General features: G+C 70.5%; 28 protein-coding genes. 17 read left to right on the top strand and 11 right to left on the bottom strand.

The window, feature by feature from the left end:
* The first annotated feature begins 112 nt into the window (after window positions 1-112).
* Entirely contained in the window at window positions 113-748 is a 636-nt protein-coding gene (locus tag C8E83_RS17895) for a TetR/AcrR family transcriptional regulator (protein WP_121371432.1), read from the top strand.
* Between the two features lie 6 nt (window positions 749-754).
* Here C8E83_RS17895 and C8E83_RS17900 read toward each other — a convergent pair whose 3' ends face one another.
* Window positions 755-1,171, bottom strand: coding sequence for a VOC family protein (locus C8E83_RS17900; RefSeq protein WP_121371433.1), 417 nt, complete (start codon window positions 1,169-1,171; stop codon window positions 755-757).
* 100 nt (window positions 1,172-1,271) lie between these two features.
* On the opposite strand from C8E83_RS17900, the gene C8E83_RS17905 reads away from it, so the two are divergent.
* Complete coding sequence (locus C8E83_RS17905) at window positions 1,272-2,258, top strand: helix-turn-helix transcriptional regulator (RefSeq protein ID WP_121371994.1); 987 nt, start codon at window positions 1,272-1,274, stop codon at window positions 2,256-2,258.
* A gap of 79 nt (window positions 2,259-2,337) precedes the next feature.
* On the opposite strand, the gene C8E83_RS17910 is transcribed toward C8E83_RS17905, so the two are convergent.
* Window positions 2,338-2,943 carry a TetR/AcrR family transcriptional regulator gene (locus C8E83_RS17910; protein ID WP_121371434.1) on the bottom strand — a complete coding sequence of 202 codons (606 nt, stop codon included), beginning with the start codon at window positions 2,941-2,943 and terminating at the stop codon, window positions 2,338-2,340.
* 84 nt (window positions 2,944-3,027) lie between these two features.
* Between C8E83_RS17910 and C8E83_RS17915 the strand changes: the two genes are divergently transcribed.
* Window positions 3,028-4,602: an FAD-dependent monooxygenase gene (locus C8E83_RS17915; protein ID WP_121371435.1), complete on the top strand. Its 1,575-nt coding sequence runs from the start codon at window positions 3,028-3,030 to the stop codon at window positions 4,600-4,602.
* A 20-nt stretch (window positions 4,603-4,622) separates the two neighbouring features.
* On the opposite strand, the gene C8E83_RS17920 is transcribed toward C8E83_RS17915, so the two are convergent.
* Window positions 4,623-5,027: a hypothetical protein gene (locus C8E83_RS17920; RefSeq protein ID WP_121371436.1), complete on the bottom strand. Its 405-nt coding sequence runs from the start codon at window positions 5,025-5,027 to the stop codon at window positions 4,623-4,625.
* A 153-nt stretch (window positions 5,028-5,180) separates the two neighbouring features.
* Window positions 5,181-5,603 (bottom strand): MerR family transcriptional regulator, encoded by a 423-nt coding sequence (locus tag C8E83_RS17925; protein ID WP_121371437.1) that lies wholly within the window; start codon window positions 5,601-5,603, stop codon window positions 5,181-5,183.
* A 96-nt stretch (window positions 5,604-5,699) separates the two neighbouring features.
* Here C8E83_RS17925 and C8E83_RS17930 point away from each other — a divergent pair, with 96 nt between their 5' ends.
* A complete protein-coding gene (locus tag C8E83_RS17930) occupies window positions 5,700-6,524 on the top strand; it encodes an SDR family oxidoreductase (protein ID WP_121371438.1) in 825 nt (274 codons plus the stop codon).
* A gap of 156 nt (window positions 6,525-6,680) precedes the next feature.
* Window positions 6,681-7,448: an SDR family NAD(P)-dependent oxidoreductase gene (locus tag C8E83_RS17935; RefSeq protein WP_121371439.1), complete on the top strand. Its 768-nt coding sequence runs from the start codon at window positions 6,681-6,683 to the stop codon at window positions 7,446-7,448.
* 17 nt (window positions 7,449-7,465) lie between these two features.
* Here C8E83_RS17935 and C8E83_RS17940 read toward each other — a convergent pair whose 3' ends face one another.
* Window positions 7,466-7,912 carry a VOC family protein gene (locus C8E83_RS17940; protein ID WP_121371440.1) on the bottom strand — a complete coding sequence of 149 codons (447 nt, stop codon included), beginning with the start codon at window positions 7,910-7,912 and terminating at the stop codon, window positions 7,466-7,468.
* A gap of 39 nt (window positions 7,913-7,951) precedes the next feature.
* A complete protein-coding gene (locus C8E83_RS17945) occupies window positions 7,952-8,899 on the bottom strand; it encodes a DMT family transporter (protein ID WP_121371441.1) in 948 nt (315 codons plus the stop codon).
* Between the two features lie 89 nt (window positions 8,900-8,988).
* Between C8E83_RS17945 and C8E83_RS17950 the strand changes: the two genes are divergently transcribed.
* The 3 genes from C8E83_RS17950 to C8E83_RS17960 all read left to right on the top strand — a co-directional run bounded on the left by C8E83_RS17950 (window position 8,989) and on the right by C8E83_RS17960 (window position 12,074).
* The gene (locus C8E83_RS17950) at window positions 8,989-9,330 is read left to right on the top strand and encodes a VOC family protein (RefSeq protein WP_121371442.1); all 342 of its coding nucleotides are present in this window, start codon (window positions 8,989-8,991) and stop codon (window positions 9,328-9,330) included.
* A 116-nt stretch (window positions 9,331-9,446) separates the two neighbouring features.
* The gene (gene pgi / locus C8E83_RS17955) at window positions 9,447-11,192 is read left to right on the top strand and encodes a glucose-6-phosphate isomerase (protein WP_121371443.1); all 1,746 of its coding nucleotides are present in this window, start codon (window positions 9,447-9,449) and stop codon (window positions 11,190-11,192) included.
* Window positions 11,193-11,546: 354 nt separating this feature from the next.
* Window positions 11,547-12,074: a hypothetical protein gene (locus tag C8E83_RS17960; RefSeq protein ID WP_121371444.1), complete on the top strand. Its 528-nt coding sequence runs from the start codon at window positions 11,547-11,549 to the stop codon at window positions 12,072-12,074.
* Window positions 12,075-12,092: 18 nt separating this feature from the next.
* Here C8E83_RS17960 and C8E83_RS17965 read toward each other — a convergent pair whose 3' ends face one another.
* Window positions 12,093-12,932 (bottom strand): trypsin-like serine peptidase, encoded by an 840-nt coding sequence (locus C8E83_RS17965; RefSeq protein WP_121371445.1) that lies wholly within the window; start codon window positions 12,930-12,932, stop codon window positions 12,093-12,095.
* 73 nt (window positions 12,933-13,005) lie between these two features.
* A complete protein-coding gene (locus tag C8E83_RS17970) occupies window positions 13,006-13,734 on the bottom strand; it encodes a class I SAM-dependent DNA methyltransferase (protein ID WP_121371446.1) in 729 nt (242 codons plus the stop codon).
* Window positions 13,735-13,821: 87 nt separating this feature from the next.
* On the opposite strand from C8E83_RS17970, the gene C8E83_RS17975 reads away from it, so the two are divergent.
* Entirely contained in the window at window positions 13,822-14,658 is an 837-nt protein-coding gene (locus C8E83_RS17975; protein ID WP_121371447.1) for a tryptophan-rich sensory protein, read from the top strand.
* Between the two features lie 178 nt (window positions 14,659-14,836).
* A complete protein-coding gene (locus C8E83_RS17980; RefSeq protein ID WP_121371448.1) occupies window positions 14,837-15,301 on the top strand; it encodes a riboflavin kinase in 465 nt (154 codons plus the stop codon).
* A 98-nt stretch (window positions 15,302-15,399) separates the two neighbouring features.
* Here the strand turns inward: C8E83_RS17980 and C8E83_RS17985 are convergent, their stop codons facing one another.
* The 3 genes from C8E83_RS17985 to C8E83_RS17995 form a co-directional block, all read right to left on the bottom strand.
* Window positions 15,400-16,266 (bottom strand): hypothetical protein, encoded by an 867-nt coding sequence (locus C8E83_RS17985; protein ID WP_211331726.1) that lies wholly within the window; start codon window positions 16,264-16,266, stop codon window positions 15,400-15,402.
* Window positions 16,267-16,292: 26 nt separating this feature from the next.
* Window positions 16,293-17,156 (bottom strand): helix-turn-helix transcriptional regulator, encoded by an 864-nt coding sequence (locus C8E83_RS17990; RefSeq protein ID WP_121371449.1) that lies wholly within the window; start codon window positions 17,154-17,156, stop codon window positions 16,293-16,295.
* A 73-nt stretch (window positions 17,157-17,229) separates the two neighbouring features.
* Window positions 17,230-18,249, bottom strand: a complete 1,020-nt coding sequence (locus tag C8E83_RS17995; protein ID WP_170160002.1) for a LacI family DNA-binding transcriptional regulator — start codon at window positions 18,247-18,249, stop codon at window positions 17,230-17,232.
* A 136-nt stretch (window positions 18,250-18,385) separates the two neighbouring features.
* Here C8E83_RS17995 and C8E83_RS18000 point away from each other — a divergent pair, with 136 nt between their 5' ends.
* The 7 genes from C8E83_RS18000 to C8E83_RS19335 all read left to right on the top strand — a co-directional run bounded on the left by C8E83_RS18000 (window position 18,386) and on the right by C8E83_RS19335 (window position 26,238).
* On the top strand, window positions 18,386-19,333 hold the full coding sequence (locus tag C8E83_RS18000) for a carbohydrate ABC transporter permease (RefSeq protein ID WP_211331727.1): 948 nt from the start codon (window positions 18,386-18,388) through the stop codon (window positions 19,331-19,333).
* Between the two features lie 10 nt (window positions 19,334-19,343).
* Complete coding sequence (locus tag C8E83_RS18005) at window positions 19,344-20,246, top strand: carbohydrate ABC transporter permease (RefSeq protein ID WP_121371451.1); 903 nt, start codon at window positions 19,344-19,346, stop codon at window positions 20,244-20,246.
* Window positions 20,243-21,607, top strand: a complete 1,365-nt coding sequence (locus C8E83_RS18010; protein ID WP_121371452.1) for an ABC transporter substrate-binding protein — start codon at window positions 20,243-20,245, stop codon at window positions 21,605-21,607. The genes C8E83_RS18005 and C8E83_RS18010 overlap by 4 nt, the downstream gene beginning before the upstream one ends.
* An 83-nt stretch (window positions 21,608-21,690) precedes the next feature.
* Complete coding sequence (locus C8E83_RS18015; protein WP_121371453.1) at window positions 21,691-22,884, top strand: Gfo/Idh/MocA family protein; 1,194 nt, start codon at window positions 21,691-21,693, stop codon at window positions 22,882-22,884.
* A gap of 188 nt (window positions 22,885-23,072) precedes the next feature.
* A complete protein-coding gene (locus C8E83_RS18020) occupies window positions 23,073-24,149 on the top strand; it encodes a LacI family DNA-binding transcriptional regulator (RefSeq protein ID WP_245981809.1) in 1,077 nt (358 codons plus the stop codon).
* On the top strand, window positions 24,146-25,606 hold the full coding sequence (locus C8E83_RS18025) for an MFS transporter (protein WP_121371454.1): 1,461 nt from the start codon (window positions 24,146-24,148) through the stop codon (window positions 25,604-25,606). The genes C8E83_RS18020 and C8E83_RS18025 overlap by 4 nt, the downstream gene beginning before the upstream one ends.
* Window positions 25,607-25,737: 131 nt before the next feature.
* Window positions 25,738-26,238, top strand: a complete 501-nt coding sequence (locus tag C8E83_RS19335) for a hypothetical protein (RefSeq protein ID WP_147430241.1) — start codon at window positions 25,738-25,740, stop codon at window positions 26,236-26,238.
* Window positions 26,239-26,258 lie beyond the last annotated feature (20 nt).

A 26,258-nucleotide genomic window follows, 5' to 3' on the forward strand; every position in this document is an offset into this window, starting at 1 on the left:
CTCCTGTCGGACTCATTAGGTGAATGACTGTTCGCTTAACCACTGTGAACCCGATTCGACGGCGCGTCAAGATGAATTACTATTCACTGACAGGCGACTGTCAGGAGAGACCATGCCCCGCATCACCGAGCGCCGCCGCGTAGCGAACCGAGCCGCGATCGTCGCCGCCGCGCGCCGCTGCTTCTCGCGCGACGGGTTCCACCAGACGACGATGCCCGCCATCGCCGCTGAGGCCGGGGTGTCGACAGGAGCCCCGTACAAGTACTTCTCCGGCAAGGACGAACTGATCAGCGAGATCGCCGGCGACGCGTTCCGCGTGATCTTCGCCCCGCTCGAGCGTGCGGTGGCTCGTGGCGAGGCGCTGTCGATGACCGACCTGGTGCGGGCCTCGGTCACGCGGGCGACCGATGCGTCGGTCGTGGATGCCGCGGGCGACGACGTGCCGGTCGACGAGCTCCTGCGCTGCGCCGTCCAGGCCTGGGGCGAGTTGCTGCGCGACGAGGCGTTCCGGTCGCACGCGCAGGCCGGCTTCGACGAGATGCGGAGCAGGATGGCCGACTGCCTCCGCGCCGGGCAATCGGCGGGCATCACGCCCGCCGACCTCGACATCGATCAGGCGACGCGCGTCGTCATGGCGCTGTTGCACGGGTTCGTGCTGCAGCGCACGGCGTTCGGGCTCGCCGACACCCGCGGGTTCCTCGACGACGTCGATGCCGTCTTCGCGCGGGTGTCGGGGTCGGTGGGCTAGCCTGAGCTACGCGGCCGGCCGGGCGTCGAGCGCCCAGATCACGCCGAAGCGGTCGCGCAGCTGCCCGGCGAGCGGCGCCCACGCCGAGGCGCCGAGGGGCTGCCGGATCTCGGCACCCTCGACCAGGCCCTCCCATACACGAGTGATCTCGTCGGCGTCGTCCCCGCTGAGGTACACGTAGAACGAGTTCGACCCCTGGTCGTACGGCTGGCCCGGCCACACGTCGAAGGCCATCACCCGCACGCCCGACTCGGTCGCGACCTGGCCCCAGACGATGCGATCGGCCCACGCCGGGTCGTCCGACGCACCCATCTGGCCGTAGGTCATGGTCACTGCCTCGGTGCCGAGCGCCGCCGCGTAGAAGTCGAGGGCCTCGCGGGCGCGGCCGTCGAAGTTGAGGTGAGGGGTGGTCTGGATCGTCATGTCGACTCCTGTCGTGAGGCGGGCCGGTCGGCCGCGCTGAGAACACTCTCCTCGGTGATGCGGTCGGATCCTGACCGCATCTCGACGGAGAATGGACGACATGGCCGGCCCCTCCTCACGAATGCTCGAACTGCTCTCGCTGCTCCAGGTGCGGCGCGACTGGGGCGGCGACGTGCTCGCGTCGCGGCTCGACGTCAGCCCGCGGACCGTCCGGCGCGACGTCGAGCGGCTCCGCGACCTCGGGTATCGCATCGACTCGCTCCGCGGGCCGGCCGGCGGCTACCGTCTCGCGAGCGGGTCCGAGCTTCCGCCCCTGCTCTTCGACGACGACCAGGCCGTCGCCGTCGCTCTGGCGCTCGCCGTGGCTCCGGCGTCCGGCGCCGACATCGGCGAGGCGGCTGCCCGGGCCCTGGCCACGATCCGTCAGGTGATGCCGCAGCGGCTGCGGCACCGGGTCGATGCCGTCGAGGTGCAGACGTCGGGGCGGCAGGGTGTCGCTGATCCTGCGACCCTCGTGGCGGTGAGCGAGGCGACCCGCGCGCACGAGGTGCTCCGGTTCGACTACGCGTCGCCCGAGGGCACTGAGGGGGCGCAGGAGCGACCACCGCGCCGCGTCGAACCGCACGCGGTCGTGGCACGCTCGGGCCGCTGGTACCTCGTCGCGTGGGATCTCGACGCGAGCGACTGGCGGACCTTCCGCATCGATCGGATGACGCCGCGGACTCCCACGCGCCGCGCGTTCGCGCCGCGGGAGATCCCCGGCGGCGATGCGCTCGCGTTCGTCGCGGCGCGCTTCCGGGGCTCGTCGACGTCGGCCTGGCCATGCGTGGGCACCTGCGTCGTCGACCGGGCCGTGCGCGACGTGGCGCCGTACCTCGACGACGACGCGACCGTGGAGGCGCTCGGGCCGGACCGCTCGCGCGTGACGATGGGGTCGTGGTCGTGGGGGGCGCTGGCGGCGCGCTTCGCGGGGTTCGACGCCGCGTTCGAGGTCGTCGGGCCCGCCGAGCTGCGCGACGCCGTCGGCGCGGTCGCGGGGCGTCTTGCCGCCGCTGCTGGGGACTCGCGCCGCGCAACGTCGCGCTGAGCACGTCGTTTTGGCGTGTGCGCCGCTCCTAGGAGGCGCGCGCACGCCGGTCTGGCGCGCGGACACCGGTCGGCATCGATTAACCGCGACGGACGAGCGGCAGGAACAGGTCGTCGACGATCGAGCGGATCCGCTCCGGCCCCGGCACCTCCAGGCTCATGAGCAGGTCGTGGCGCACGAGGTCGAACGGCATCTCCAGGACGGCGCGGGGGACGGCGCCGAGGTCGAGCTCGCCCCGCTCGGCTGCCCGGCAGAAGATCGCTCGCACGGCCGCGTCGCCCTCGGGTGCCATCACGTGCTCGCGCACCTGTGTCGGCGTCATGCCCGTGTCGGCGAGGAGCCCGGCGAAAGACGCCGCCGCGGCGATCGCGTAGAACCCGGCGAGGGCGGTGCCGACGGTCGTGAGCTGCTCGAGCAGATCGCCGCGGAGGCTCCCGGTATCGGGCACGGCGATGGGGTGTCGGGCCCGCTGCCGTTCGAGTGCCGCCAGCACGACGCGGTCCTTGTTCGGCCAACGGCGGTAGAGCACGGGCTCGCTCGTCCCCGCTCGAGCGGCGATCGTGGCCATCGTGAGCCGCCCGTAGCCGACCTCGACGAGTTCGTCCCAGGCGGCGTCGAGCAGCGCGCCCTCCAGCTTCTCGCCGGAGCGGCGCCGGCGGACGGGTGTCGGGGTGTCGGTGGTCACACCGCCAGCCTAGAGAAGTTTTTCCTATCTTGACAATTCGTCAATCACAGTAGATAGTGATTGCTATCTACAGGAGGAGAAACCATGAGCGACACCACCGTCCTGATCGTCGGCGCCGGCCCCACCGGCCTGACCCTCGCCTGCGAACTCGCACGCCTCGGCGTGGCCTTCCGCATCGTCGAGGCGGCGCCCGGGCCGCAGCCCGGCTCCCGCGGCAAGGGCATCCAGCCGCGCAGCCTCGAGGTCTTCGACGACCTCGGCATCGCCGACCAGGTGATCGCGCACGGCCGGATGGGCATGCCGATCACCGCGCACCTGCCCGATGGCACCGAGCGTCGCACGGAGGCCGACGCCTTCACCGGGCGGCCCGACATTCCGTACGGGGCGTCGCTCATTACGCCGGAGTGGAGGGTCGAGGAGGCTCTGCGCGGGCTCCTGCGACGCTCGGGCGGGCAGGTCGGGTTCGGCACCGCCCTCGAGTCGTTCACGCAGTCGGGCACAGGGGTGACCGCGGTCGTGCGGGGTGAGGCGGGCCCCGAGACGATCCGCGCGGACTGGCTCGTCGGCGCCGACGGCGGGCACAGCGTCGTGCGGAAGGGCTCGGGCGCGGCGTTCGACGGCGAGACCCTCGACGAGGTCCGCATGATCGTCGCGGACGTCGACGTCGACGGGCTCGACCGCGACTCGTGGCACACCTGGCGCTCCGACGAGGGCATCGTGGTGCTCTGCCCGCTGCCGTCGACCGACGTGTTCCAGTTCCAGGCGAGCATCGCTCCGGGGCAGGATCCGGCACTCACCCTCGAGAACATGCAGGCGATCCTCGAGAGGCGCAGCGGCAGCACCGGCATCCGCCTGCGCGAGCCCGAGTGGCGCACGCTCTGGCGCGCGAACATCCGCCTCGTCGACCACTACCGCGAGGGCCGCGTGCTGCTCGCCGGCGACGCGGCGCACATCCACTCGCCCGCGGGAGGCCAGGGCATGAACACCGGTATCCAGGACTCCCACAACCTCGGCTGGAAGCTCGCCGCCGTCGCGAACGGTGCCGACGAGGCCCTCCTCGACACGTACGAGGACGAACGGCGTCCCGTCGCCGAGGGCGTCCTCGCCCTGTCGAACGCCCGCCTGCGCGAGACCCTCGAGAAGAAGGCGATCCCCATCCGCGGCAACGCCGACACCATGCAGCTGACGGTCGGCTATCGCGGGTCGTCGCTGGTCGCGGACGACCGGGGCGCGGCTGCCGACGATGTCGGCTCGGCTCCCGGCGACGCCGCTTCTGCTCCCGGCGACGCCGCTTCGGCTCCTGACGGCGTTCTGCGCGCGGGCGATCGGGCGCCCGACGCGACCGGGCTCGAGACCCTCGCCGGGACTCGACGGCTGTTCGAGCTCACCGCGGGCGGGCGGTTCACGCTGCTGGCCTTCGGGCCGGTCGACGACGCCGGGCTGCCGGGCATCGAGAGGCTCAGGATCCTGCGCATCGTCGACCGCCCCGAACGCGACGGCGACGTGACCGACACCTCGGGCGCCCTCGCCGCCGCCTACAGTGCGGGCCCGCGCACGCTCGTGCTCGTGCGGCCCGACGGCTACGTGGGGTGCGTGTCGGACGCCGGCGACGTCGGGGCCGTGCGGCGGGTGCTGGCCGCGTGCGGCGTCGCCGTCTGAGGGCGGGTCGGGCGGGCGGGTTACGCGATCCTGCGACCCCGGGCGCCCTCGACGACGCGGCCGTTCGCGCGCACGGTGAGCGTGACGGTGTCGTAGCGGGGGTGGCGCATCGAGGGGATCCAGCGGATCAGCCAGAGCCCCGCGGTGACCACGCTGAGGGCGAGGTTCGCGCACCAGCCGAGGTCGCGCTTCCGCTCGAGAGTGATCCGGTCGCCGGAGCGGTCGACGTAGATCCAGCCCCAGTCCATCCACTCCTTGAGGCCGGCGGGCAGCTCGAGGGCCGTGCGGGTCGCCTCGCGGGCGGCGGGCCGGTGCGACGGATCGAACACGCACGAGCAGTTGTGGGCGACCGGGCAGGTGATGCCGGCGCGGGGCCCTGCACCTGCGCGCGGCCCGGCGTCGATCGTGACCGCGATCGTGCTCATGTCGTCACTCTACTGCCGGGCCGCCGGCGACACTGCAGGGCCCCGAGGCACAGCCTGGCCCCGCGACACAGCCTTGCCCCCGGCGACAAAACGCGACACCTGCGACGTGCCGCGGCGTCGCAGGTGTCGCGTTTTGTCGCGCCGGGGCAGGCGTCAGCACTCGGGCCCGTTCGTCCACAGCCGGTCGGCAGTGCCTGCCGCGAGATGCCGCTGGTAGATCTCGACCTTGTGGTGGATCACGCCGAGGGCCTCCTGCAGATCGGCGACCTGCCGCTGCACGCGCAGCTCGTGCTCGCGGAGGAGGGCCAGCCGCTCCTGCTCGTTGCCGGATCCCTCGAGGACGAGCTCGGCGTACCGGCGGATCGCCGGGATCGGCATGCCCGACGACCTCAGCTTCGTGCAGACCCGCAGCCACTCGACCTCCTCGGTGCTGAAGACGCGGCGGCCGGCCGAGTCGCGCCGGATCGGCAGCGGGAACAGCCGCTCCTTCTCGTAGAAACGGAGGGTGTGCGCCGTGAGGCCGGTCTGCTCGCCGACCTCGCCGATCGAGAACGTGCGCTCCTGGGTGGTCGTCATGCTTTCACCGTAGCCGCTTGACCTCGAGTCGACTCGAACTCGTAGCGTCGTCCCGTCGTCGACCGTAGATCGTGCCGGCGACGGGAAGGACACCCCATGCAGACCTGGTTCATCACCGGCACCTCGACCGGATTCGGCCGTCTCCTCACCGAGCGGCTCCTCGCCCGCGGCGACCGTGTGGCCGCCACTCTCCGCACCCCGTCGGCCCTCGACGACCTCGTCGCGCAGTACGGCGACCGGCTCTGGGTCGATCGGCTCGACGTGACGGACGCAGGATCGGTGAAGGCCGTCGTCGACAGGGCCTTCTCCGCGCTCGGCACCATCGACGTGGTCGTGAACAACGCCGGGTACGGCGTCTTCGCCTCCGTGGAGGAGGCGTCGGACGAGCAGATCGAGCGGGTGGTCGAGACCAACCTGCTCGGATCAATCCGCGTGGCTCGCGCTGCCCTGCCGCACCTGCGCTCGCAGGGAGGCGGTCGGATCCTGCAGGTGTCGACCGCCGGAGGCCAGACGACGTACCCGAACTTCGCCTATTACCATGCGTCGAAGTGGGGTGTCGAGGGGTTCGCCGAGACGCTGGCGGCCGAGGTGCGGCCGTTCGGGATCGACGTCACCATCGTGGAGCCGGGCGCCACGCCCACCGGCTTCGGCGCGGGCCTCGACCGTGCGCCGGTCATGCCGGAGTACGACGCGACCCCCGCCGGCGACGTGCGGCGGGCGCTCGCCGACGGGGCGTTCCCGCTGCCGAACGACCCGGCCCGGATCGCGCAGGCGATGATCGACCTCGTCGACTCGGGCGAGGCTCCCTTGCGTCTGCCGCTCGGGTCGGACACCTGGCGCGACGTGCGGGCGTCTCTCGTGGCGCGGCTCGCCGAGCACGACGCCGCGCGGGAGGTGGCGCACTCGGTCGTCGCCGGGTAGCGGTGCCTTGCGAGTGTCGCCCGCCAGCCCGTGCGACAAAACGCGACACCTGCGACGCCACCGTGCGTCGCAGGTGTCGCTTTGTGTCGCGGGCGGGCACTATCGCAGGGAGGGCCCGCTCGGCGCGGGTCGCGGCGCTCATGTCGAAGGAGACCCATGCCCGTTCTCGAGAAGTTCAGTCTGCAGGGCCGCACGTCGGTCGTCACCGGTTCCACCCGCGGGTTGGGGCGCGCATTCGCCCTGGCGCTCGCGGAGGCCGGGAGCGACATCGTCGTCGTCGGACGCGATGAGGAAGCCGCTGCCGCCGCGGCAGCCGAGGTGGAGTCGAGGGGAGTCCGCGCGCACGTCGTGCTCGCCGACGTCACGAGTCGCCCCGACGTCGAGGGGCTGCTCGCCTCGTCGGTCGACGCCTTCGGCCGCGTGGACGTCCTCGTGAACAACGCCGGCGCCTGCATTCACCGGCCCGCCCTCGAGGTGACCGACGAGGAGTGGCGCGAGGTGATGGGCGTGAACGTCGACGGGCTCTTCATCGCGAGCCAGGTCTTCGGCCGGCACATGATCGAGCGCGGCGGTGGAACGATCGTCAACGTCGGCTCGATGTCGGGCGCGATCGTCAACCGGCCGCAGTGGCAGCCCGCGTACAACGCGTCGAAGGCCGCGGTGCATCACATCACGCGCAGTCTCGCGGCCGAGTGGGCGCCCCTCGGCGTGCGCGTCAACGCCATCGCGCCGGGGTACATGCGCACCGCGATGGCACCGGTCGACGATCCGAGGTTCCACCGGCACTGGATCGAGGACACCCCGCAGGAGCGCGCCGGCGAACCGGACGAACTCGGCCCGGCGATGGTGTTCCTCGCCAGCGACGCCTCATCGTTCATGACCGGCTCGGTGCTGACGATCGACGGCGGCTACAGCGTGTTCTGAGTTCGGGCGCTGAGGGCTCAGGATCGCGGAGACTCGCCCAGCTCCTGCGCCAGCATCACGATGATGCCGCTCGGGCCCCGCAGATACGTGAGGCGGTAGAGGTCGAGGTACTGCGCTACGCCGCGGAGCGGCAGGCAGCCGTGCCGGGCTGCCGCGGCAAGGGCGGCGTCGAGGTCGTCGACCCGGAAGGCCACCCGGTGCATGCCGATCTCGTTCGGCAGCGTCGGCTCGGTCTCGATCGCGTCGGGGTGGATGTACTCGAACAGCTCGAGCGCAGGGCGGCCGTCGGGCGTGTTGAGGACGGCGATCCGCGCGTGGTTGCCGTCGAGGCCGACGGCGGTGTCGGCCCAGGAGCCGCTCACCTCGTCGCGCCCGGCGACGACCAGGCCCAGATCGGTGAAGAACGCGATCGTCTCGTCCAGGTCGCGGACCGCGATGCCGACGTTCTCGAATGCGATCGTCATGTCGGGAGGCTACCGACGGCGGGGCTGTCGCGCCCGCCTTCAGCCGAGCGCGAGGACGGCGCTGGCGGCGAAGCCGAGGGCGAGCCCGCCGATCTGCACGGCGGTCAGCCGCTCGCGCAGCACGATGGCGGCGAGAACGACCGTGCCGATCGGGTACAGCGCGTAGAGCACGCTCACGGTCGGCAGCGTCGCGGCCGTGCCCGTGGCGTGCAGCGCCGCCTGGATCAGCGCGTTCGCCGTGGCGTCGGCGAGCCCGCAGGCGACGACGACCAGCGCGAGGCGGCGCGGGCCGCGAGACCGCAGCGGTCGCAGCGGCCCGAACTCGTCGGCGAGACCACCTCGAAAGGCATGGGGCGCAGGAGCAGCGGATCGCCGCACGACCAGAGCCACCCCCGCGCTCATCGCGATCGTCTGCAGCACCCGCGACACGACGAGCGGGGCGAGGCCTGCGTGCGACCCCGACGCGTCGTACGCCAGGACGATGCCGCCGAAGCCACAGCCCGCCACGGCGGCGCTGATGAGGCCGCGCGGCGTGAGCCGGGCTCCTGAGGCGTCCTTCACGCTGGCCACGAGGATCATTGCCACGAGCGCCGCGACGATCGCGACGTCGCCGAGCGGCGACAGCCGGGAGCCGGTGAGGAGCGAGACGGTCACCGGCAGGAGGGCCGAGAACACCGACGTGACGGGCGACAGGATGCTCATCGGCCCGATCGCGAGCGCCGAGTACAGCAGGACGACGCCGACCGCGCCGGAGGCGCCGGCAGCGAGACCCCAGACGAGAGTCCGCCCCGTGAAGCTCGCCCCGAGCAGCGGAAGGGCGATCAGCAGGGGCACGATGCCGATGCCCGCGGTCACGGCCGTCACGACGAGCGGGCGCAGCGAACGGGAGGCGAGGCCGCCCAAGAAGTCGGCGACGCCGTAGATGAGGGCGGCGCCCAGGCCGAGAGCGACGGTGATCAGGGGTGTCCTCCGTTCCTTGCGGCTCAAGCCTGGCAGACGAGTCTCGACAGGGGGCGGGCGGGGGAGGAGACTGTGCGCGACGCCGGGGTGCCCGGCATTCGGGCGAGGAGGATGTCATGGCGAAGGTGGACTACTTCGAGATCGGGTCGCCGGATCCTGCGACCACCAAGGCGTTCTACGAGGGCGTCTTCGGCTGGGAGATCGAGGCGCCGCAGGGCCCGATGCCGTACAACATGGTGAACGGCGGCGACGGCGGCGTGTGGGACACCACCGACCTCGGCGGCGGCTCGTACGCGATCTTCTACGTGAACGTCGACGACGTCGCGGCGACGGTCGAGAAAGCGGTCGCGTCGGGGGCTTCGATCGTGGTGCCGGTGACCGACAACGGGCAGATCCTCTTCGCGCACCTGGCCGACCCGCACGGCAATCGCATCGGCGTCTGGCACCCGAAGGCCTGAAGCGGTCGCGCCCGCGAGGTTCTCCACAGGCGGCGGTCGCGGGGGTCTCGGCGGCAATAGAGTTGTGCGTGGCCCGCCTCGCAGCGTCGCGATGAGTCGCGAGCCAGAACTGTTCCATGGTTCAGGAGGACCAAGTGACCGAATCCGCTCCCGTCGACCCCACCCAGACGCCCGGCTGGCAGAAGCTGGAGGGAGTGGCCGACGGCTTCGCCCCCGACCTCCGCGCCTGGTTCGACGCCGACCCCCAGCGGGCCGAGCGCTACACGTTCGAGGCGGCCGACCTCACCGTCGACCTGTCGAAGAACCTCGTGACCGAGGAGATCCTCGGCGCGCTCATCGAGGTCGCGAAGTCCGCCGGCGTCGCCGAGCGCTACCAGGCGATGATCTCGGGCGAGCACATCAACGTCACCGAAGACCGCGCCGTGCTGCACACGGCCCTCCGCCGCCCGAAAGACTCGGCCGGGCTCGTCCCGCCGGCCCCGTTCGTCGTCGACGGCGAGAACGTCGACGACGAGGTGCACGCGACGCTCGACAAGGTCTACGCGTTCGCCGACAAGATCCGCTCCGGCGAGTGGACCGGCGTCACCGGCAAGCGCATCGAGACCGTCGTCAACATCGGCATCGGCGGCTCCGACCTCGGCCCCGTCATGGTCTACGAGGCGCTCAAGCCCTACGTGCAGCCCGGCCTCGAGGCCCGCTTCGTCTCGAACATCGACCCGGCCGACGTCTTCGAGAAGACCGCCGACCTCGACCCCGAGACCACGCTGTTCATCGTCGCGTCGAAGACCTTCGGCACGCTCGAGACCCTCACCAACGCGCGTCTCGCCCGCGAGTGGCTCTGGGCGAAGCTCGCCGAGGCCGGTGCGATCGACGACACCGACGAGGCGCGCAGCGGTGCCGTCGCCAAGCACTTCGTCGCGGTCTCCACCGCGCTCGACAAGGTCGCGGCGTTCGGCATCGACCCCGAGAACGCCTTCGGCTTCTGGGATTGGGTGGGCGGCCGCTACTCGGTCGACTCCGCGATCGGCACGAGCGTCGTCATCGCCGTGGGCCGCGAGAACTGGCAGAGCTTCCTCGCCGGGTTCCACGCCATCGACGAGCACATGCGCACCACTCCGCTCGAGAAGAACGTGCCCGTGCTCATGGGCCTGCTCAACGTCTGGTACACCAACTTCCTCGGCGCTCAGAGCCACGCGGTCCTGCCCTACACGCAGTACCTCCACCGCTTCCCCGCCTACCTGCAGCAGCTCACGATGGAGTCGAACGGCAAGAGCGTCCGCTGGGACGGCTCCGCGGTCGTCACCGACACGGGCGAGATCTTCTGGGGCGAGCCCGGCACCAACGGCCAGCACGCGTTCTACCAGCTGATCCACCAGGGCACGCGGATCATCCCGGCCGACTTCATCGCGGTCGCGAACCCCGCCCACCCGCTGAAGGACGGCACCGGCGACGGCGGCGCAGTCCAGCCCGGCGCCGACGTGCACGCGCTGTTCATGGCGAACTACTTCGCGCAGACCAAGGCGCTCGCGTTCGGCAAGACCGCCGACGAGGTCCGCGCCGAGGGCACGAAAGAGTCGGTCGTCCCGGCGCGCGTGTTCTCGGGCAACCGGCCGACCACGTCGATCCTGGCGCCCGCTCTCACCCCGAGCGTCGTCGGCCAGCTGATCGCGCTGTACGAGCACATCGTCTTCACCGAGGGCACCATCTGGGGCATCGACTCGTTCGACCAGTGGGGCGTCGAGCTCGGCAAGCAGCTCGCCCTGCAGATCGCTCCCGCGGTCGACGGCGACTCGGCCGCGCTCGAGTCGCAGGACTCGTCGACCAAGGCGCTCATCGCCCGCTACCTCGAGCTGCGCAAGTAGCCCGGGCGCGGTCCGCCGCGAGCACGCCGCCGCGCTCCCGCTCTTCGGGAGGATCTTCGTGGTGCCCGGGAGGAAGATGTCGCCGTTCGTCACCTCGGCGGAGGAAATCGCGCCAGGATGGCATGTTCCGGAGGAACGACCTCGGCGATCTCCTCCCGAGCGTGACCAGACGCGGTTGCGCGGGCGGCGAGCGCAGCCCCCGGAGGAGAAAGCTCCTCCCTCACGTGCGAAAGCGGGCCGCAAGCGTCAAAGCAAGACGCTCCGGCGGACGCAACTCCTCCCGAGCGGCGGCGCGGTGCTCGAAGCAGTCGCGAACACGCGGGCCGAACGGCGACGCAAGGTGTAGATCATGAAGTGCGCGCGACGGCCGCGCGCGACGTCGCTGATCACGACGACGAGCGAAGCGGGGTGCAGCCTGTGGGTGGAGTCTTCGCCGCCGCGCTCGGGGCCATGGTCGCCGTGTTCGGCACGCTCGTCTGGCTCGGGTTCCGCAACGGCGACCGCCCGGACGACGCGAACACGTCCATCTCGGCATTCGTCCGGCCGGGGCCTCCGGGGCGTGCTGCGTGGGTGCGCATCTCGATCGCGAATCCTGCGCCCACCCCCATGCTCGTCTCGTGGCGATGCACGCCGATCGGCCATTCGCCGTGGGCCACCGCGCGCACCCTCCGCTCGCACACCGTGCTGCCGTGGAGGCTCGACGAGCGCTCGTTCACTCTTCTGGGAGGGGTCGACGCGTCGGCGACGCACGTCTGGGAGGTGCCGCTCGAGCTGACGGAGCGCGCGCGGATCCACTCGCGCGCGATCCGGATCGAGGTGCGCCTCGACAAGGACGCCCGGCGGCCGCGAGTGCAGACCGTCGACCTCGCCCTCGCGTCGTAGGGGTCGGGTGGCGCGGCGTCAGCAGCCGTCCGACCCCGGGGGCACGACCGTGTCGGGTCGGGCGTGCAGCACCGCGCGCAGGTACGTGGCGTACACGCGCGTCGTCAGTCGCGGCGAGTACGAGGTGTAGTCGAAGCACCCGCCCTGGTGCAGGCCGGCGATGAGCCCCACGACGACGTGCGTGCCGTGCGGCCCGGCGGCGAGGAAGGGCGAGCCGCTCACGCCGCCCTGGTAGTTCGAGCAGTTGAAGCCCGGGTACCCGTCGGTGTAGTACACCTTCGCCGTACAGGTGATCGGCTGGTCGTCGACCCCGGCGTTGTAGGCCGGGTCGGTGATCGTGGTGCCGGCGCGCGGCGCCGTGCCGAGCAGGTTCGCCCCGGTGAGCTGCTGGATCCTGCGGGCCCTGCCATCGATCGTCTGAGGGGCGATGCGCAGGATCGCATAGTCGCTCTGCGTATCGCCCTCCTTCTGCCAGGCCGGGTCGACGTACGCCGCGCTGATCTTCCACACGCCGTAGGGCGCGCGCCCGTCGACGTAGCCCGGCACGAAGCTCCAGGCGGAGGTGTCGCCGTAGACGCAGTGCGCCGCCGTGAGTACGAGGTCGTCCGTGGGGCTCGCGATCACGCTGCCCGAGCACTCGTGCCCGTCGGCGAGCGGCCCGCGGAAGATCGCGCCGACGGTCGGCGTGCCGTCGAACGAGTGGGCCGTGGGGGTGCCGGGAGGGGCGCCGTCGGCGGCGGCCGGGGCGGCAGCAGTCGCAGCGGCGGCGTCGGCCGAGGCCGACTGTGGCGCGAGCAGCCCGGCTGCGACGAGAGCGAGCGAGGCGAGGGCGAGAGGGACCGCGTGTGATCGGCGCATGGCCAGACGCTACTCCGGCGGTTCGACGTCGCGGGTTTCGGTCGTGTGACGCATCGAACGATGCGCCCGTGCATCACGCGCGACGGGCCACGAAGACGTTCTCGAGACCCGGCCGATCGGGAGCGTCGCGGACCTCGAGCACCTCGAAGCCGGCGGCTACGAGGTCGCCCGTGATCGCCGACCCGTCGCGAAAGCGCAGGGTCGACGTCGACTCGAGCGACTCGCCCGAGTCGAAGAGGTACCTGTCGACGAAGGTCACGAGCGGCGGTGCGACCATCGTGACCTCGAACCGGTGGGTCACCCGGCCGACGCCCGGCACCTCGTGCGTCGTCGTGGTCGGCGCCGAGGCCCACGCCTCCCAGGCGCGTGCCTCGGGGCGCCTCGCCTCGAACACGAGATGGCCGCCCGGGCGGAGCGCGGCGGCCGCGCCGGCGAGGGCCGCGTGCCACGCGTCGTCGGCCACGAACACCTGCGCGACGTTGCCCGTCATCGCTGCGAGATCGGCCCTGAGGCCGAGCTCGGCGGCGGTGACGGCGTCACCGTGCACCCAGGCGACCGCGTCGGCGCCGGGCTTCGAGCGTGCGACGTCGAGCGAGGCGAGAGCAGGATCCACACCGGTCACGTCGAACCCTCGGCCGGCGGCGAGCAGGGCGAACTCTCCGGTGCCGCAGCCGATGTCGACGATCGAGTGTGCGCCGAGCTCCTGCGCCAGGGCGAGGTAGGGGTCGAGATCGTCTCGCGGGCCGTCGAGGGCGTCGTAGAGCACGGCGAGGCGCGGGTCGTCGAACTTGGCGTCGGGCACGGCTCGAGCCTAGGCACGGGGAGGTTCGACGCGCCGCACCGCGGTGCACGACCGGACAAAACTCAGCAGGCTGAGTATCGTCGGGTCATGAGCACCGCAACCGCCGCCACCGGCCGCCGCACCGCCACGAGCGGCGACCGCACCCGCCAGATCGTCGTGGCCGTCAGCGCCCTCGTGGCCATCGTGGGCGACTTCATCGGCGCCGGCATCGTCGTCGGCACCCCGATCAATCAGGCCGCAGGAGGGGCGCTCGCCGCCGACGCCACCCTGATCGCCCCGGGTACGGGCGCCTTCCAGATCTGGGGCGTCATCTACCTCGGCCTCGTCGCCTACGCGGTCTGGCAGTTCCTCCCCGCGCAGGCGACGGCCCAGCGGCATCAGCGTCTCGGCTACCCGATCGCCTGGTCGATGCTGCTGAACGCGGCGTGGATCCTGAGCATCCAGGCCGACCTGCTGTGGCTGAGCATCCCGGTGATCGCGGCGCTGCTGGTCGTGCTGGTGATCGCGTTCCTGCGGACACGCGACGGCGCCAGCGACAGGGCCCTTCGCCCGACCGGCCGCCTCGACGCACTCATCACCGACGGCACGGTCGGCCTCTACCTCGGCTGGGTGTCGGTCGCGACGGCCGCGAACGTCACGGCGGGTCTCCAGGCCGCAGGATTCGACGGGCTCGGCATCGCTCCGGAGGCCTGGGCGGTCGTCGTGGTCGCCGTCGCCACCGCTGTCGGGGTCGCTCTCGCGCTCCGCGGTGCCGGGCGGATCGCGCCGGCTCTGTCTCTGGCGTGGGGTCTCGCGTGGATCGCCGAGGCGCGGCTCGCAGGCGCGCCGCATTCGGTGGCGACGGGCGTGGCCGGGCTCCTGGGCGCCCTGATCGTTCTCGCGGTGACCGTGGCGGTGCGTGCGCGGGCGGCGGAAAAGCACTGACCGCCCCGTCGTTCCGGGCGACAGGGCGGCGAGGCACGGCGAAATAAAAGTTAACGCGGGGGCCCTTGCGACGAAACGCGTGGACGCTTGACTTGATGGTGTCGGGAGGAGTGCAGACCTCCCGGCGCAGCATCATCCACCGCCCGCGAGATCACGCTTCGTCGAAAGGCAGCAGCGAATGTCCCTTCCTCTCATCGACACCTCGCCGACCTCGACATCCGTCGGTGCGCGCCGCGGTGCCGGCCTTCGCACCGTCGCCGACCTGACGCGGTACCCGTCGGTGCGGGGCGAGGTCGTGCACGGTGAGATGCGCGGTCGCGAGCTGGGCTTCCCGACGGCGAACATGGCTCAGGATGCAGTCGGTACCGTCCCCGAGGACGGCGTCTACGCCGCGCGGGTCATCATCGAGGGGCGCCTCTACGACGCCGCCGTCTCGGTGGGCGACAACCCGACGTTCGAGGGCGTGCCCGCGCGCCAGATCGAGGCCTACCTGCTCGACGTGAGCCTCGACCTCTACGGCAAGCAGATGGCCGTGTACTTCGTCGAGCGGATCCGCGGCAACGTCCGGTTCGAGGGCCTCGAGTCGCTCGTGGCGCAGATCGCCGCCGACGTCGAGAACGTGCGCCACCGGCTCGCCGCCTGACCCTCCCTAGTCCTCCCAAAAACGACTCTCCCGGCGTGATTTCACGTCGGGAGAGTCGTTTTCGGGAGGGCAAAAGGTCCTGTTACCGCAGCAGGGCCTCAGCCGAAGAGGTGCGCCCGCACGTGGTCGAGCGGCATCGCGTGCCCGGTGAAGAGCTCGAACGACGCCGCGCCCTGGTGCAGCATCATCGGCAGGCCGTTCATCGTGCGGCATCCGGCGGCCCGAGCGTCGAGCAGCAGCGCCGACGCGGCGGGCTCGTAGACGACGTCCGACACGAACAGCGACGGCCGCAGCACGTCGACAGCGGGCACGGGCAGCGGCGAGAGCCCCTCGAGCGGCTTCATGCCGACACCGGTCGCATTGGCCAGGATCGACGACTCGCCCACGGCCGACACGAAACCGTCGGCATCGTCGAGGTCGCCCACCGTTACGGGCACGCCGGTCGCCGCAGTGACGCGCGACGCCAGCGCGAGAGCTGCGTCGAAGAAGCCGTCGCGCCGATTGACCACACGCACCCGGGCCGCTCCCTCGAGCGCGGCCTGCGTCACCATCGCCGACGACGCCCCGCCCGCCCCGATGATCGTGACCGTGGCGCCCGTGACGGAGACCCCGTTCTCGCGGAGCGCGGCCGTCCAGCCGAGCCCGTCGGTGTTGTAGCCGGTGAGCACTCCGTCATGGTTGACGACGGTGTTGCAGGCGCCGATGAGGCGCGCGGCTTCGTCCACGTCGTCGAGGAGGTCGAGCACGGCGACCTTGTTCGGCATGGAGACGTTGAACCCCCGGGCGCCCAGGGCTCGCAGCCCCGAAACGGCGTCCGCGAGCTCCTGCGCCCCGACCTCGAAGGCGAGGTAGACGTAGGGGAGCCCCAGGTGCTCGAGCGCGAGGTCGTGCATGCGGGGCGAGCGGCTGTGCCGGATCGGGGTGGCGATCAGCCCGAGCAGCTCGGTGGCCCCATCGATTCGCACTCGGCCACCCTAGCGGGGGCGCGCCGCTAGACCGATGGCTCGGCCAGGGCCTCGGTCGCGGCCCACACGGCCAGCAGCCGCAGCTTCTCCTCCGACGGCGACGCCGGCTCGGCCGAGTAGGTGAGCACGGTGAGCCCCGGGTCCATGACGAGCTCCATGGCCTCGTAGGTCAGCTCGAGATCGCCCACCTCGGGGTGCCGCATGCGCTTGACGCCCGATCGGTGCATGCCGACGTCGTGCGACGCCCAGGCCTGGCGGAACAGCTCGCTGCGGGTCGACAGCTCGCCGATGAGGTCGCTGAGCGCCTTGTCGTATGGGTTGCGGCCGGCGGCAGCCCGCAGGATCGCGACCGAGTCGTGCGTGACATCGCTCCAGTCGACGTAGAAGTCGGGCGCCCCCGCGTCGAGGAAGGTGAAGCGCGCCGTGTTCGGCCTCCGTGCCGGATCGGCGAACACGGGGGCGTAGAGAGCTCGCGCCATGACGTTCGCGCCGAGGATGTCCATGCGGTCGTTGCGCACCCACGCCGGCCCCGAGAACGAGTCGAGCATGCGCTGCACGCTCGACCGGATCGTCGTCGTGACGGCGCGGCGACGCGTGCCGATCGAGGCGTTCGCGGTGCGCGAGAGGTCGAACAGGTGCATGCGCTCGACGTCGTCGAGCTGCAGCGCCCGCGAGATCGCCTCGAGCACGCCCTCCGAGACTCCGCCGAGGTTGCCGCGCTCGAGGCGCACGTAGTAGTCGACGCTCACGCCGGCGAGCAGCGCGACCTCTTCTCGGCGCAGGCCCTTCACGCGGCGGTTGCCGCCGAACGTCGGCAGTCCGACCTGCTCGGGCGTCACGCGAGCGCGGCGGGTCGAGAGGAACTCGCGGATCTCGGTCTTGTTGTCCACGGGTCTACGGTACGACGCCCCGTCGCGGGCAGACAGGGCCTGCCGGTACCCGTTCAGTGCGAAGGCCACCCGTTCAGCGGGCCGGCGGCGCGGTGCTGTCCCCGAGGACGAGCTCGGGCACGACGAGGCGCCCCTCGACGGCGGCAGTGGGATCCTGCACCTCGCGCACGAACCGCTCGACGACGATGTGCGCGATCGTCGAGACGGGCACCTTGAGCGACGTCAGGGTCGGCACGAGCGACCGCCCGATCACGCTCGAGTCGAACCCCGAGACCGACAGCTCCGGCCCGACGGCGAGGCCGACCGCAGCGGCGGCCCGGTAGACCGACACCGACAGCAGGTCGGACGAGCAGACGATGGCGGTCGGCCGAACGGCGGCCGAGCCGGCGGCAGGGCGCAGGAGCCGGGAGACCGCCTCGGTCATGTCGACGTGATCCCCCGGAGACTCCAGCACCCGCGCCGGAAGCCCGTGCTCGCGCATCGAGGTGAGGTAGCCGCTGCGTCGCTCGTCGTCCCAGTACGCCGAGGGCTCGTAGCCGAGGTAGAGGATGTCGCGGTGCCCGAGCGCGATCATGTGCTCGGTGGTGCGGTGCGTCCCGGCGACGTTGTCGACGTCGACCCAGGCCTGCCGGAGGCCGTCCGGCACCCGGCCGAACGCGGCGAACGGCGTGTGGGTCTCCTCGACGATGGCGAGCCGCTCGTCGTACCCGAACATGTCGTTGAAGACGAAGCCGTCGACGCGGCCGGAGCGGACCAGGTCGCGCATGCCCGCGGCTCCTGTGCTCGTCACCAGCACGTGGTAGCCCTGCTCGCCGGCGGCGCCGATGAGCGAGCGCATGAAGTCCATGACGATGACGTTGTCGGGGGCGAGCGAGGTCTCCATGAGCGGGTACGCCAGCTGCCCGCTTCGCTTCGACCGCATGCTCGAGGCGCCCGGATGCGGCGCGTAGCCCAGCCGGTCGACGACCTCCTGGATGCGTGCGGCCGTCGCCGACCCGACGCGCCCGGTCCCGCGCAGCACGTTCGACACGGTCTGCCTCGACACACCGGCGGCGTCGGCGACCTCGTCGATCGTGACGCGACGGGCGGCCATGGCAATCCTTCGAACGCTGTTGACACCGGGATCGGTGCGGTGACACTCTATCGGCAGCGGTGGTAGAACGTTCAACCTGAGTAGCCACGAGACACCGCAGCCGTCACACAAGGGAGTGAATGATGGGAACAATCGCATGACCCAGATCGCACTGGGCCGGTCGTCGACCGAGCAAGCCGCGCCGCCGAAGACGGCGGCAGATCACCGGACCAACCGCCGTCGCACCCTCACCGCCTACGGCCTCCTGGCCCCGAGCCTCTTCGGCACCGTGGTCTTCCTCGGCATCCCGGTGATCCTGGTGCTGATCTTCTCGTTCCTCAAGTGGAACCTCCTCACGCCGCCGAAGTTCGTCGGGCTGTCGAACTACCTCGACGTGTTCACCCATGAGGGTGCCGGGCACGCGCTGCTCGTCACCTTCTACTACTTCCTGCTCAACATCCCGTTCCAGACGGCGTTCGCGCTGCTCATGGCGCTCCTGATGAACCGGCAGGGGCGCTTCACCTCGATCATCCGCGTCGCCTGCGTGCTGCCGTACCTCGCGACCCCGGTCGCCATGGGCGTCGTGTGGCAGTGGATCTTCGCGCCCTCCACAGGTGTCGTCAACACGCTCCTGCACCTCGTCGGCGTCACCGGGCCCGACTGGCTGAACTCGCCCGGCTGGTCGATGCCCGTCGTCGCGTTCGCCAACATCTGGCAGTACGTCGGCTACAACATGCTCTTCTTCCTGGCCGGCCTGCAGGCCGTGCCGCCGACTCTCTACGAGGCCGCGGCGATCGACGGCGCGACCACCGTCCAGCGGTTCTTCCGGGTGACCCTGCCGCTCCTGCGCCCCACCATGCTCTTCGTGCTGGTGACCGGCGCGATCGGCTCGTTCCAGGTCTTCGACTCGGTCTACGTCATGACCAACGGCGGCCCGGGCACCTCGACGACGGTGATGAACATGCTCATCTACCAGAACGGGTTCATCGGGTTCAGGATCGGCGCAGCGTCCGCACTGAGCGTCATCCTCTTCGCCGTGATCCTGGTCGTCACCCTCGTCCAGTTCCGGTACTTCAACCGCCGCACCGTCTACGAGATGGTCTGAGGAGGGCATCATGACCGCAACCGCTTCTTCTCGCTCCGTGTCGGCCTCGGCGTCGGCCTCCCGCCGCACGGCCTCGCCCCGGCCGACCGCCGGCCGCGGCGTGCGCCGCGTCCTCTACGTGATCGTGCTGCTCGCCATCGCGGCGATCTTCATCACGCCGTACCTGTTCAGCGTCATGGCCGCGTTCAAGCCGTTGTCGGAGATCCAGGGCGACCGCGCCTGGGACCTCCCCAGCCACTTCACCCTCGACAACTTCGTGACGATCTTCACCCAGTACGACTTCGGCGGGTACCTGCTGAACACCGCAATGGTCACGATCATCATCACGGTCGGCCAGGTCGTGTTCTCGCTGCTCGGGGCGTACGCGTTCGCGCGCATCCAGTTCCCCGGCCGCGACGCGATCTTCTGGGGCTACCTGAGCATGCTGATGGTGCCGAACGTCGTCACGATGATCCCGCTGTACGTCATGATGTCGCGCGTCGGCCTCACCGACACCTACTGGGCGCTGTTCCTGCCCTACGTCTTCGGCACGCCGTACACGATCTTCCTCATGCGGCAGTACATCCAGTCGATCCCGTCGGAGGTCATCGAGGCCGCGCGTCTTGACGGCTGCTCCGAGCTCGGCGTGCTGCGCCGGGTCGTGGTGCCGATCTCGCGGCCGATCATCATGACCGCGACGATCATCGCCGTGATCTTCTCGTGGAACAACTTCCTCTGGCCGCTCATCGCGACCTCCTCGAACGGCCTCCAGGTCCTGAGCGTCGGCGTCGCGAACTTCAACTCGAACTTCGCCGCGCAGTGGAACCTCGTGCTCGCCGGCTCCCTGGTCGCGCTGATCCCGATGGTGATCCTGTTCGTCCTCTTCCAGAAGCACATCGTCAACTCGGTGAACCTGTCAGGAGCCAGCCGATGACCGCCATCACACGCCGACGCTTCCTCGGGCTCGCGGGCCTGGCCGCAGGATCCACGGCGCTCGCCGGGTGCTCGGCCGCCAACTGGGGGTTCCGCGGAGGCTCCTCGAGGACCGCCGAGATCACCTACGCGCTCTGGGACGCCCACGAGCAGGTCGGCTACCAGAAGTCGATCGACGAGTTCATGAAGCGCAACCCCGACATCAAGGTGACGATCGAGCAGATCCCGTACAACAACTACCAGCAGAAGGTCACCGCGCAGTACATCTCGGGCGACGCCCCCGACGTGTTCTGGGTCAACACCCCGTGGCTCGGCGACTGGGCGAAGGGCGGGCTCATCACCGACATCGCGCCGAAGGTGAAGAAGGCCGGGATCGACCTCGGGCAGTACCTCCCGAGCCTCGTCGACCTGCACCGCGACGGGTCGAAGCTCTACGGCCTGCCGAAGGACTGGGACACCATCGCGATCTACTACAACAAGAACCACCTCGCGAAGGCGGGCTTCCGCACGCCCCCGGCCGACCTGTCGTGGAACCCGAAGGACGGCGGCACGTACCTCCACTTCCTCAAGCAGCTGACCCTCGACCACAAGGGGCGCAACGCGCTGGACTCGTCGTTCGACCCGTCCAACATCGACGTCTACGCGACGGCGATGACCAACGAGTTCCAGGCCATGTACGGCTGCTTCTTCGCGATGAACGGCGGAGCGCTGCTGCCGCACGCCTACGCGACGAAGTCGTCGCTCGACACGACCGCCAACCGCGAGGCCATGAACTTCATGACCGACATGCTCCACGCGGCGCACGTCATCGTGCCGAACGGCGAGACCGGGCCGAACGGCGACTCGACGAACTCCGAGACGATCTTCGCCTCCGGCCGCATGGCGATGTGGCAGGCGGGCGACTGGAACACCGTCTCGCTGGCGCAGCTGTCGCAGTTCAAGGTCGGCGTCATGCCGATGCCGGCGGGGCCGAAGGGGCGGATCAGCGTCATCAACGGCCTCATCGACGGCATCGCGAGCAACACTCGCTACCCCGAGCAGGCATGGCGGCTGGTCGAGTGGCTCGGCAGCGCGGACTCTCAGCGGATCCTGGGCAGTGGCGGCTACATCTGGCCCGCGATCGAGAGCCTCGACCCGCTGTTCGAGGCGTACTGGAAGAAGCAGGGGATCGACGTGTCGCCGTTCCTGGCCGAGGCGAAGGGGAAGACGGTCAACTTCCCGGTCGGCACGGGCATGAACGAGGCGCTCACGAACCTCACGACGGCGCTCGGCCCGACCTTCCTCGGCGAGAAGTCGGTGTCGGCGGGGATGTCGTCCGCCCAGAGCATCTTCGACTACCGCATCTCGTACGCCACCTCCTGACGTCGTCCGACCAGCATCCCCTTCCCGACCTACCATCCCAGACCCCACCCGGCGCTGCCGGGCCCACCCCAGAAAGGACCCCCATGGTCTCCATCGGCATGATCGGCGCCGGCCAGTTCGCCGGCTCGTTCGCCAAGCTGTTCAAGATCCACCCCGACGTCTCGCGGGTGCTCGTGACGGATCTGCTGCCCGAGAGGGCCGCCGAGCTGAACGAGCGCGAGCACCTCGACGGGACCGTCGCCGACTTCGACGCCATGCTCGCGTCGGACGTCGACGCGGTCGCGATCTTCACGCAGCGCTGGACTCACGGGCCCCTCGTCGCCGCGGCTCTCAAGGCCGGCAAGCACGTCTACTCGGCGGTGCCCATGGCCATCGCCGTCGACGAGATCGAGACGATCATCGACCTCGTGCGCGAGACGAAGCTCACCTACATGATGGGCGAGACGAGCTACTACAACCCGGCCACGATCTTCGCCCGCGAGAAGGTCAAGGAGGGCGCCTTCGGCCGCATCTTCTACGCCGAGGGCGACTACGTGCACGACATGGACCTCGGCTTCTACGCCGCCTACCAGTACTCGGGCGGCGAGGACTGGAAGAAGACGGCGTCGTACCCGCCCATGCTCTACCCGACGCACGCGATCGGCGGCGTGCTCGGCGCGATCCCGGGCCACGCGGTGTCGGTGTCGTGCATCGGCGTGCAGGACCAGCGCGGCGACGGCGTCTTCGACAAGGAGGTCAGCCAGTTCGGCAACGACTTCTCGAACGCGACGGCGCTCTTCGAGCTCAACGACGGCGGCGTCATGCGCACCAACGAGATGCGCCGCGTCGGCTACCCGTCGCAGATCCGCGAGTCGCGGTTCCGGTTCTTCGGCACCGAGGCGAGCTTCGAGCAGCTGGCGGAGGTGAGCGTGTGGCAGGACAAGCACGAGGTGCACGACATCTCGGACAAGATCACCACGAAGCCGACGCTGGCCCACGACGATCCTGCGCTCGCCAATGTCGACCCCGCACTGCGCGACGCGTTCGTGTCGGGCTACGCCGAGGTGCACGACACGTCGCGCCTGCCGGAGGAGTACCGCGGCGTGCCGTCGGGCCACGAGGGGAGCCACCACTTCCTGGTCGACGACTTCGTGCGCGCCGTGGTCGACGGCACTCTGCCGCCGGTGAACGCCTGGGTCGCGGCGCGGTACACGCTGCCCGGCATCATCGCCCACGAGTCGGCGAAGCAGCACGGCGAGCGGCTGCCGATCCCGGACTTCGGCGACCCGGTGCAGTAGCCCTGCGCCTCCTGCTGCCTCCGGGGCTCCCAAAAACGACTCTGCACACGTGATTTCGCGTGTGCAGAGTCGTTTTCGGGAGGGCTACCGCGACACAACGCGACACCTGCGACGCCTTGCCGCGTCGCAGGTGTCGCGTTGTGTCGCAGGGGCTGGGTGGAACCGGTTCCATTTGTTACCATCGAGGAGTGACGAACGAGCTCCCGGCCAAAGCGGCGACGATCAAAGACGTCGCGCGCGCCGCCGGCGTCAGCGTCTCCGTCGTCAGCCGGGTGCTCAACGACGGCTCGGGCCCCGTCGCCCCCGACACCCGCGAGCGCGTCCTCGCCGTGATGGAGCAGCTCGCCTATCGTCCGCGCTCCGCAGCCCGCGACCTCAACCGCGCCACCGGCTTCTCCGTCGCGCTGGTCGTCCCCGACCTCACCAACCCGCTGTTCGCCCGCCTCGCCGACCGCATCGTGTGGGAGGCCCGGGCTCGCGGCGTGCACGTGGTGCTCATGACGACGCAGGAGGACCCGTATCTCGAGCGCGAGCTCCTGGTCTCGCTTCTCGACCGGTCCGTCGGCGGCGTCATCGCGATCCCCACCGGCGAGAATGCCGATCACTGGCAGGCTCTCCGCACCCACGGCATCCACGTGGTCTTCGTCAGCCGCTCGATCGAGAGCCTGCGGGGTATCGACAGCGTCAGCATCCGGAACACCGAGGCGGCCGCCGCGGCGACCACGTACCTCCTCGACCGAGGCCATCGCCGCATCGGGTTGCTCTCCGGGCCCTCGCAGACCACCACGGGGTCGCGTCGCCTCGGGGGCTATCGCGGCGCACTCGGGGCGGTCGGCATTGCCGACGATCCTGCGCTGCACCGCCATGTGCCCTTTCTCGGCCAGGCCGGCGCCGACGCCGCGGCCGCGATCGTGTCGCTGCCCGATCCGCCGACCGCCCTCATCGTGGCGAACACCGCCCAGGTCCAGGGCATCCTGGTGCGCCTGCGCGCCCTCGGCGTGCGCGTACCCGACGACCTCTCGGTGATCGTCTTCGACGACGCGCCCTGGATGGAGCTCGTCGACCCGCCCCTCACCTCCGTCCGGCAGCCCACCGACCTCATGGCCATGCACGCCATCGAGATCCTCGTGGCGCGGATGCAGGGGAGAGCAGGATCCGAGACCCGCACGGTGGAGGTCTCCGCCGAGCTGATCGAGCGCGGCAGCGTGGCCACGCGTCCCGTCGCCGCCGTCGCGGCCACCCGGAGAGGAGACGGCCCGCAGTGACCGCCACGCACGAGTCCGCCGTCCTGCCCGCGAGGGAGGTCGGCACCGCCACCTTCGACATCTCGCCCCTGATGCGCACGCTCGCGCTCCTCGGGCTCCTGCTGTCGATGCTCATGACCAACATCGACGCGTCGATCGTCAACGTGGCGCTGCCCACGATCGCGCGCGACCTGCACGTGGAGGCCGCCGACACCGTGTGGGTGACGACCGCGTTCCTCCTGGCGGTGTCGGCCTGCCTGCCGGTCGCCATCGGGCTCGCCACGAAGATCGGCCGGAAGCGCCAGTTCCTCATCGGCACGCCGGTGTTCACCCTTGCGTCGCTGCTTTGCGCGCTGTCGCCGACGCTGACCGACCTGGTGGCGTCGCGCATCCTGCAGGGAGCGGCCGGAGCCCTCGTCTTCGCCGTGGTGATCCCGACCTACCGGCAGATCTTCCCGCCGGCGCGGCTCGGCTTCGTGCTCGGGCTCAACGCGATGATCGTCGCGCTGGGGCTCTGCGCCGGGCCGACGCTCGGCGGCGTGATCCTGGCACACGCGTCGTGGCCCTGGCTGTTCCTCATCAACCTGCCGATCGGCGTCATCTCGTCGGTGCTCATCGTGATCGGCCTTCCGATGCGCACCCGTGAGCAGGCCGCGGCGGTCAATGTGCGGGGTTCGCTCGATCTCGTCGGTGCCGTGGTCGCGGGGCTCGCCATCGCGTCGTTCCTGCTCGGCGTGCACCAGCTCGCCGACCCGTCGGTGATCTGGCAGGCGGTCGTGCTGCTGGTCGCGTGCGGAGTGCTCGGCGTCGTGTTCGTGCGCATCGAGCGCCGCGCCGCCGTGCCGGTCCTGCCGCCGGCGATGTTCACCGGGCGGTTCCTGCTGGCGCTGCTGGCCGCGTTCTGGTCGTTCTTCGGGCAGGGCGTCGCGTTCGTGGCGCTGCCGTTCCTGTTCCAGACCGCGTATCACGCGACGCCGCTCGAGTCGGCGCTGCTCTTCACGCCGTGGCCTCTGATCATCGTGATCGTCGCTCCGATCTCGGGGCGGCTCGCCGACTCGCACTCGCCGGCGTTCCTCGCGGCGCTCGGCCTCACCGTCTTCACCGTCGGGCTGCTGTCGCTCGCCCTGCTCGGCTCGGCGCCGCCGGTGTGGCAGGTGCTGGTCTGCACGGGCTTCACGGGGCTCGGCTTCGCGATCTTCCAGTCGCCGAACAACCGCGACATGATGGCGTCGGCGCCGCCGCGGTTGTCCGGGTCGGCCGCGGGCATGCTCAACATCAACCGCACCCTCTCGCAGTCCGCGGGGGCCGGCGCGGTCAGCATGGCCCTCGTGATCACGGGCGCGTCAGCGGCCTCGCTGTCGTCGCAGGCGCACGCGGCGAACGTGGTGATGTACGTCGCGGTCGCAGGAGCAGCGATCGCCGCCGGCGTCTCGTTCGTCCGCCTCGCCGCCCTCCGTCGCGCTGCCCGCGCCGCCTGAGTCGTTCCTGGCTAGGTCTCGCGCCTCAAGCGTGTCGCCCTACGCGGTTCACATTGGGGGCATGCCAGGCTGGCTGAGTGGATACGCGACATTCTGGACTTCACGCGTGGGCTGACGAGAGCATGCGCACGGTGCGCGTCGCCGAACCGGCCTATCTCTTGGGCGCTGCTCTCACCGACACGGGAGCGGCCGAGCTCGCTCGAGACCGATTACGTGCCCTGTCGCCGTCGCGGCCAAAGCTTCATTGGCGTGATCTCGACAGTCGGCATCGTGAGCGGTCGATCGAGGTGATCGCGTCTCTTGGCGTCGACCTCGTCATAGTCTCCGCGGCGCCTCTCGACGGCCGCAAGCAGGAGCGCGCTCGCGCCCTCTGCCTCGAACGCCTGACCTGGGAAGTCGGTCAACGCGGTGTCCGCGACCTCATTCTCGAAGCTCGAACGCTGTCGCTGAATGCGCGCGATCGGCGGACGATCGCAAGCCTGTTCGGTCGAAACGTGATCCCCGCCCACATGAGAGTCGTTCACGGCGATCCGTCGAAGAGCCGATGCTCTGGATCGCCGATCAGGTGCTCGGTGCGTATGGGGAAGCGCTTGCCGGTCAGGGGCGATGGATGCAAGCGATCGCTGCAATGACCGAGGTCGTCGAAATACGT

This window comes from Frondihabitans australicus (assembly GCF_003634555.1).
Classification (GTDB): Bacteria; Actinomycetota; Actinomycetes; order Actinomycetales; family Microbacteriaceae; genus Frondihabitans; species Frondihabitans australicus.

Excerpts from the sequence above, each read along its gene's own strand:
- C8E83_RS17895 (WP_121371432.1), top strand. The coding sequence starts at position 113 with ATGCCCCGCATCACCGAGCGCCGCCGCGTAGCGAACCGAGCCGCGATC.
- C8E83_RS17900 (WP_121371433.1), bottom strand. The coding sequence starts at position 1,171 with ATGACGATCCAGACCACCCCTCACCTCAACTTCGACGGCCGCGCCCGC.
- C8E83_RS17905 (WP_121371994.1), top strand. The coding sequence starts at position 1,272 with ATGGCCGGCCCCTCCTCACGAATGCTCGAACTGCTCTCGCTGCTCCAG.
- C8E83_RS17915 (WP_121371435.1), top strand. The coding sequence starts at position 3,028 with ATGAGCGACACCACCGTCCTGATCGTCGGCGCCGGCCCCACCGGCCTG.
- C8E83_RS17920 (WP_121371436.1), bottom strand. The coding sequence starts at position 5,027 with ATGAGCACGATCGCGGTCACGATCGACGCCGGGCCGCGCGCAGGTGCA.
- C8E83_RS17925 (WP_121371437.1), bottom strand. The coding sequence starts at position 5,603 with ATGACGACCACCCAGGAGCGCACGTTCTCGATCGGCGAGGTCGGCGAG.
- C8E83_RS17930 (WP_121371438.1), top strand. The coding sequence starts at position 5,700 with ATGCAGACCTGGTTCATCACCGGCACCTCGACCGGATTCGGCCGTCTC.
- C8E83_RS17935 (WP_121371439.1), top strand. The coding sequence starts at position 6,681 with ATGCCCGTTCTCGAGAAGTTCAGTCTGCAGGGCCGCACGTCGGTCGTC.
- C8E83_RS17940 (WP_121371440.1), bottom strand. The coding sequence starts at position 7,912 with ATGACGATCGCATTCGAGAACGTCGGCATCGCGGTCCGCGACCTGGAC.
- C8E83_RS17950 (WP_121371442.1), top strand. The coding sequence starts at position 8,989 with ATGGCGAAGGTGGACTACTTCGAGATCGGGTCGCCGGATCCTGCGACC.
- pgi (WP_121371443.1), top strand. The coding sequence starts at position 9,447 with ATGGTTCAGGAGGACCAAGTGACCGAATCCGCTCCCGTCGACCCCACC.
- C8E83_RS17965 (WP_121371445.1), bottom strand. The coding sequence starts at position 12,932 with ATGCGCCGATCACACGCGGTCCCTCTCGCCCTCGCCTCGCTCGCTCTC.
- C8E83_RS17975 (WP_121371447.1), top strand. The coding sequence starts at position 13,822 with ATGAGCACCGCAACCGCCGCCACCGGCCGCCGCACCGCCACGAGCGGC.
- C8E83_RS17980 (WP_121371448.1), top strand. The coding sequence starts at position 14,837 with ATGTCCCTTCCTCTCATCGACACCTCGCCGACCTCGACATCCGTCGGT.
- C8E83_RS17995 (WP_170160002.1), bottom strand. The coding sequence starts at position 18,249 with ATGGCCGCCCGTCGCGTCACGATCGACGAGGTCGCCGACGCCGCCGGT.
- C8E83_RS18000 (WP_211331727.1), top strand. The coding sequence starts at position 18,386 with ATGACCCAGATCGCACTGGGCCGGTCGTCGACCGAGCAAGCCGCGCCG.
- C8E83_RS18005 (WP_121371451.1), top strand. The coding sequence starts at position 19,344 with ATGACCGCAACCGCTTCTTCTCGCTCCGTGTCGGCCTCGGCGTCGGCC.
- C8E83_RS18010 (WP_121371452.1), top strand. The coding sequence starts at position 20,243 with ATGACCGCCATCACACGCCGACGCTTCCTCGGGCTCGCGGGCCTGGCC.
- C8E83_RS18015 (WP_121371453.1), top strand. The coding sequence starts at position 21,691 with ATGGTCTCCATCGGCATGATCGGCGCCGGCCAGTTCGCCGGCTCGTTC.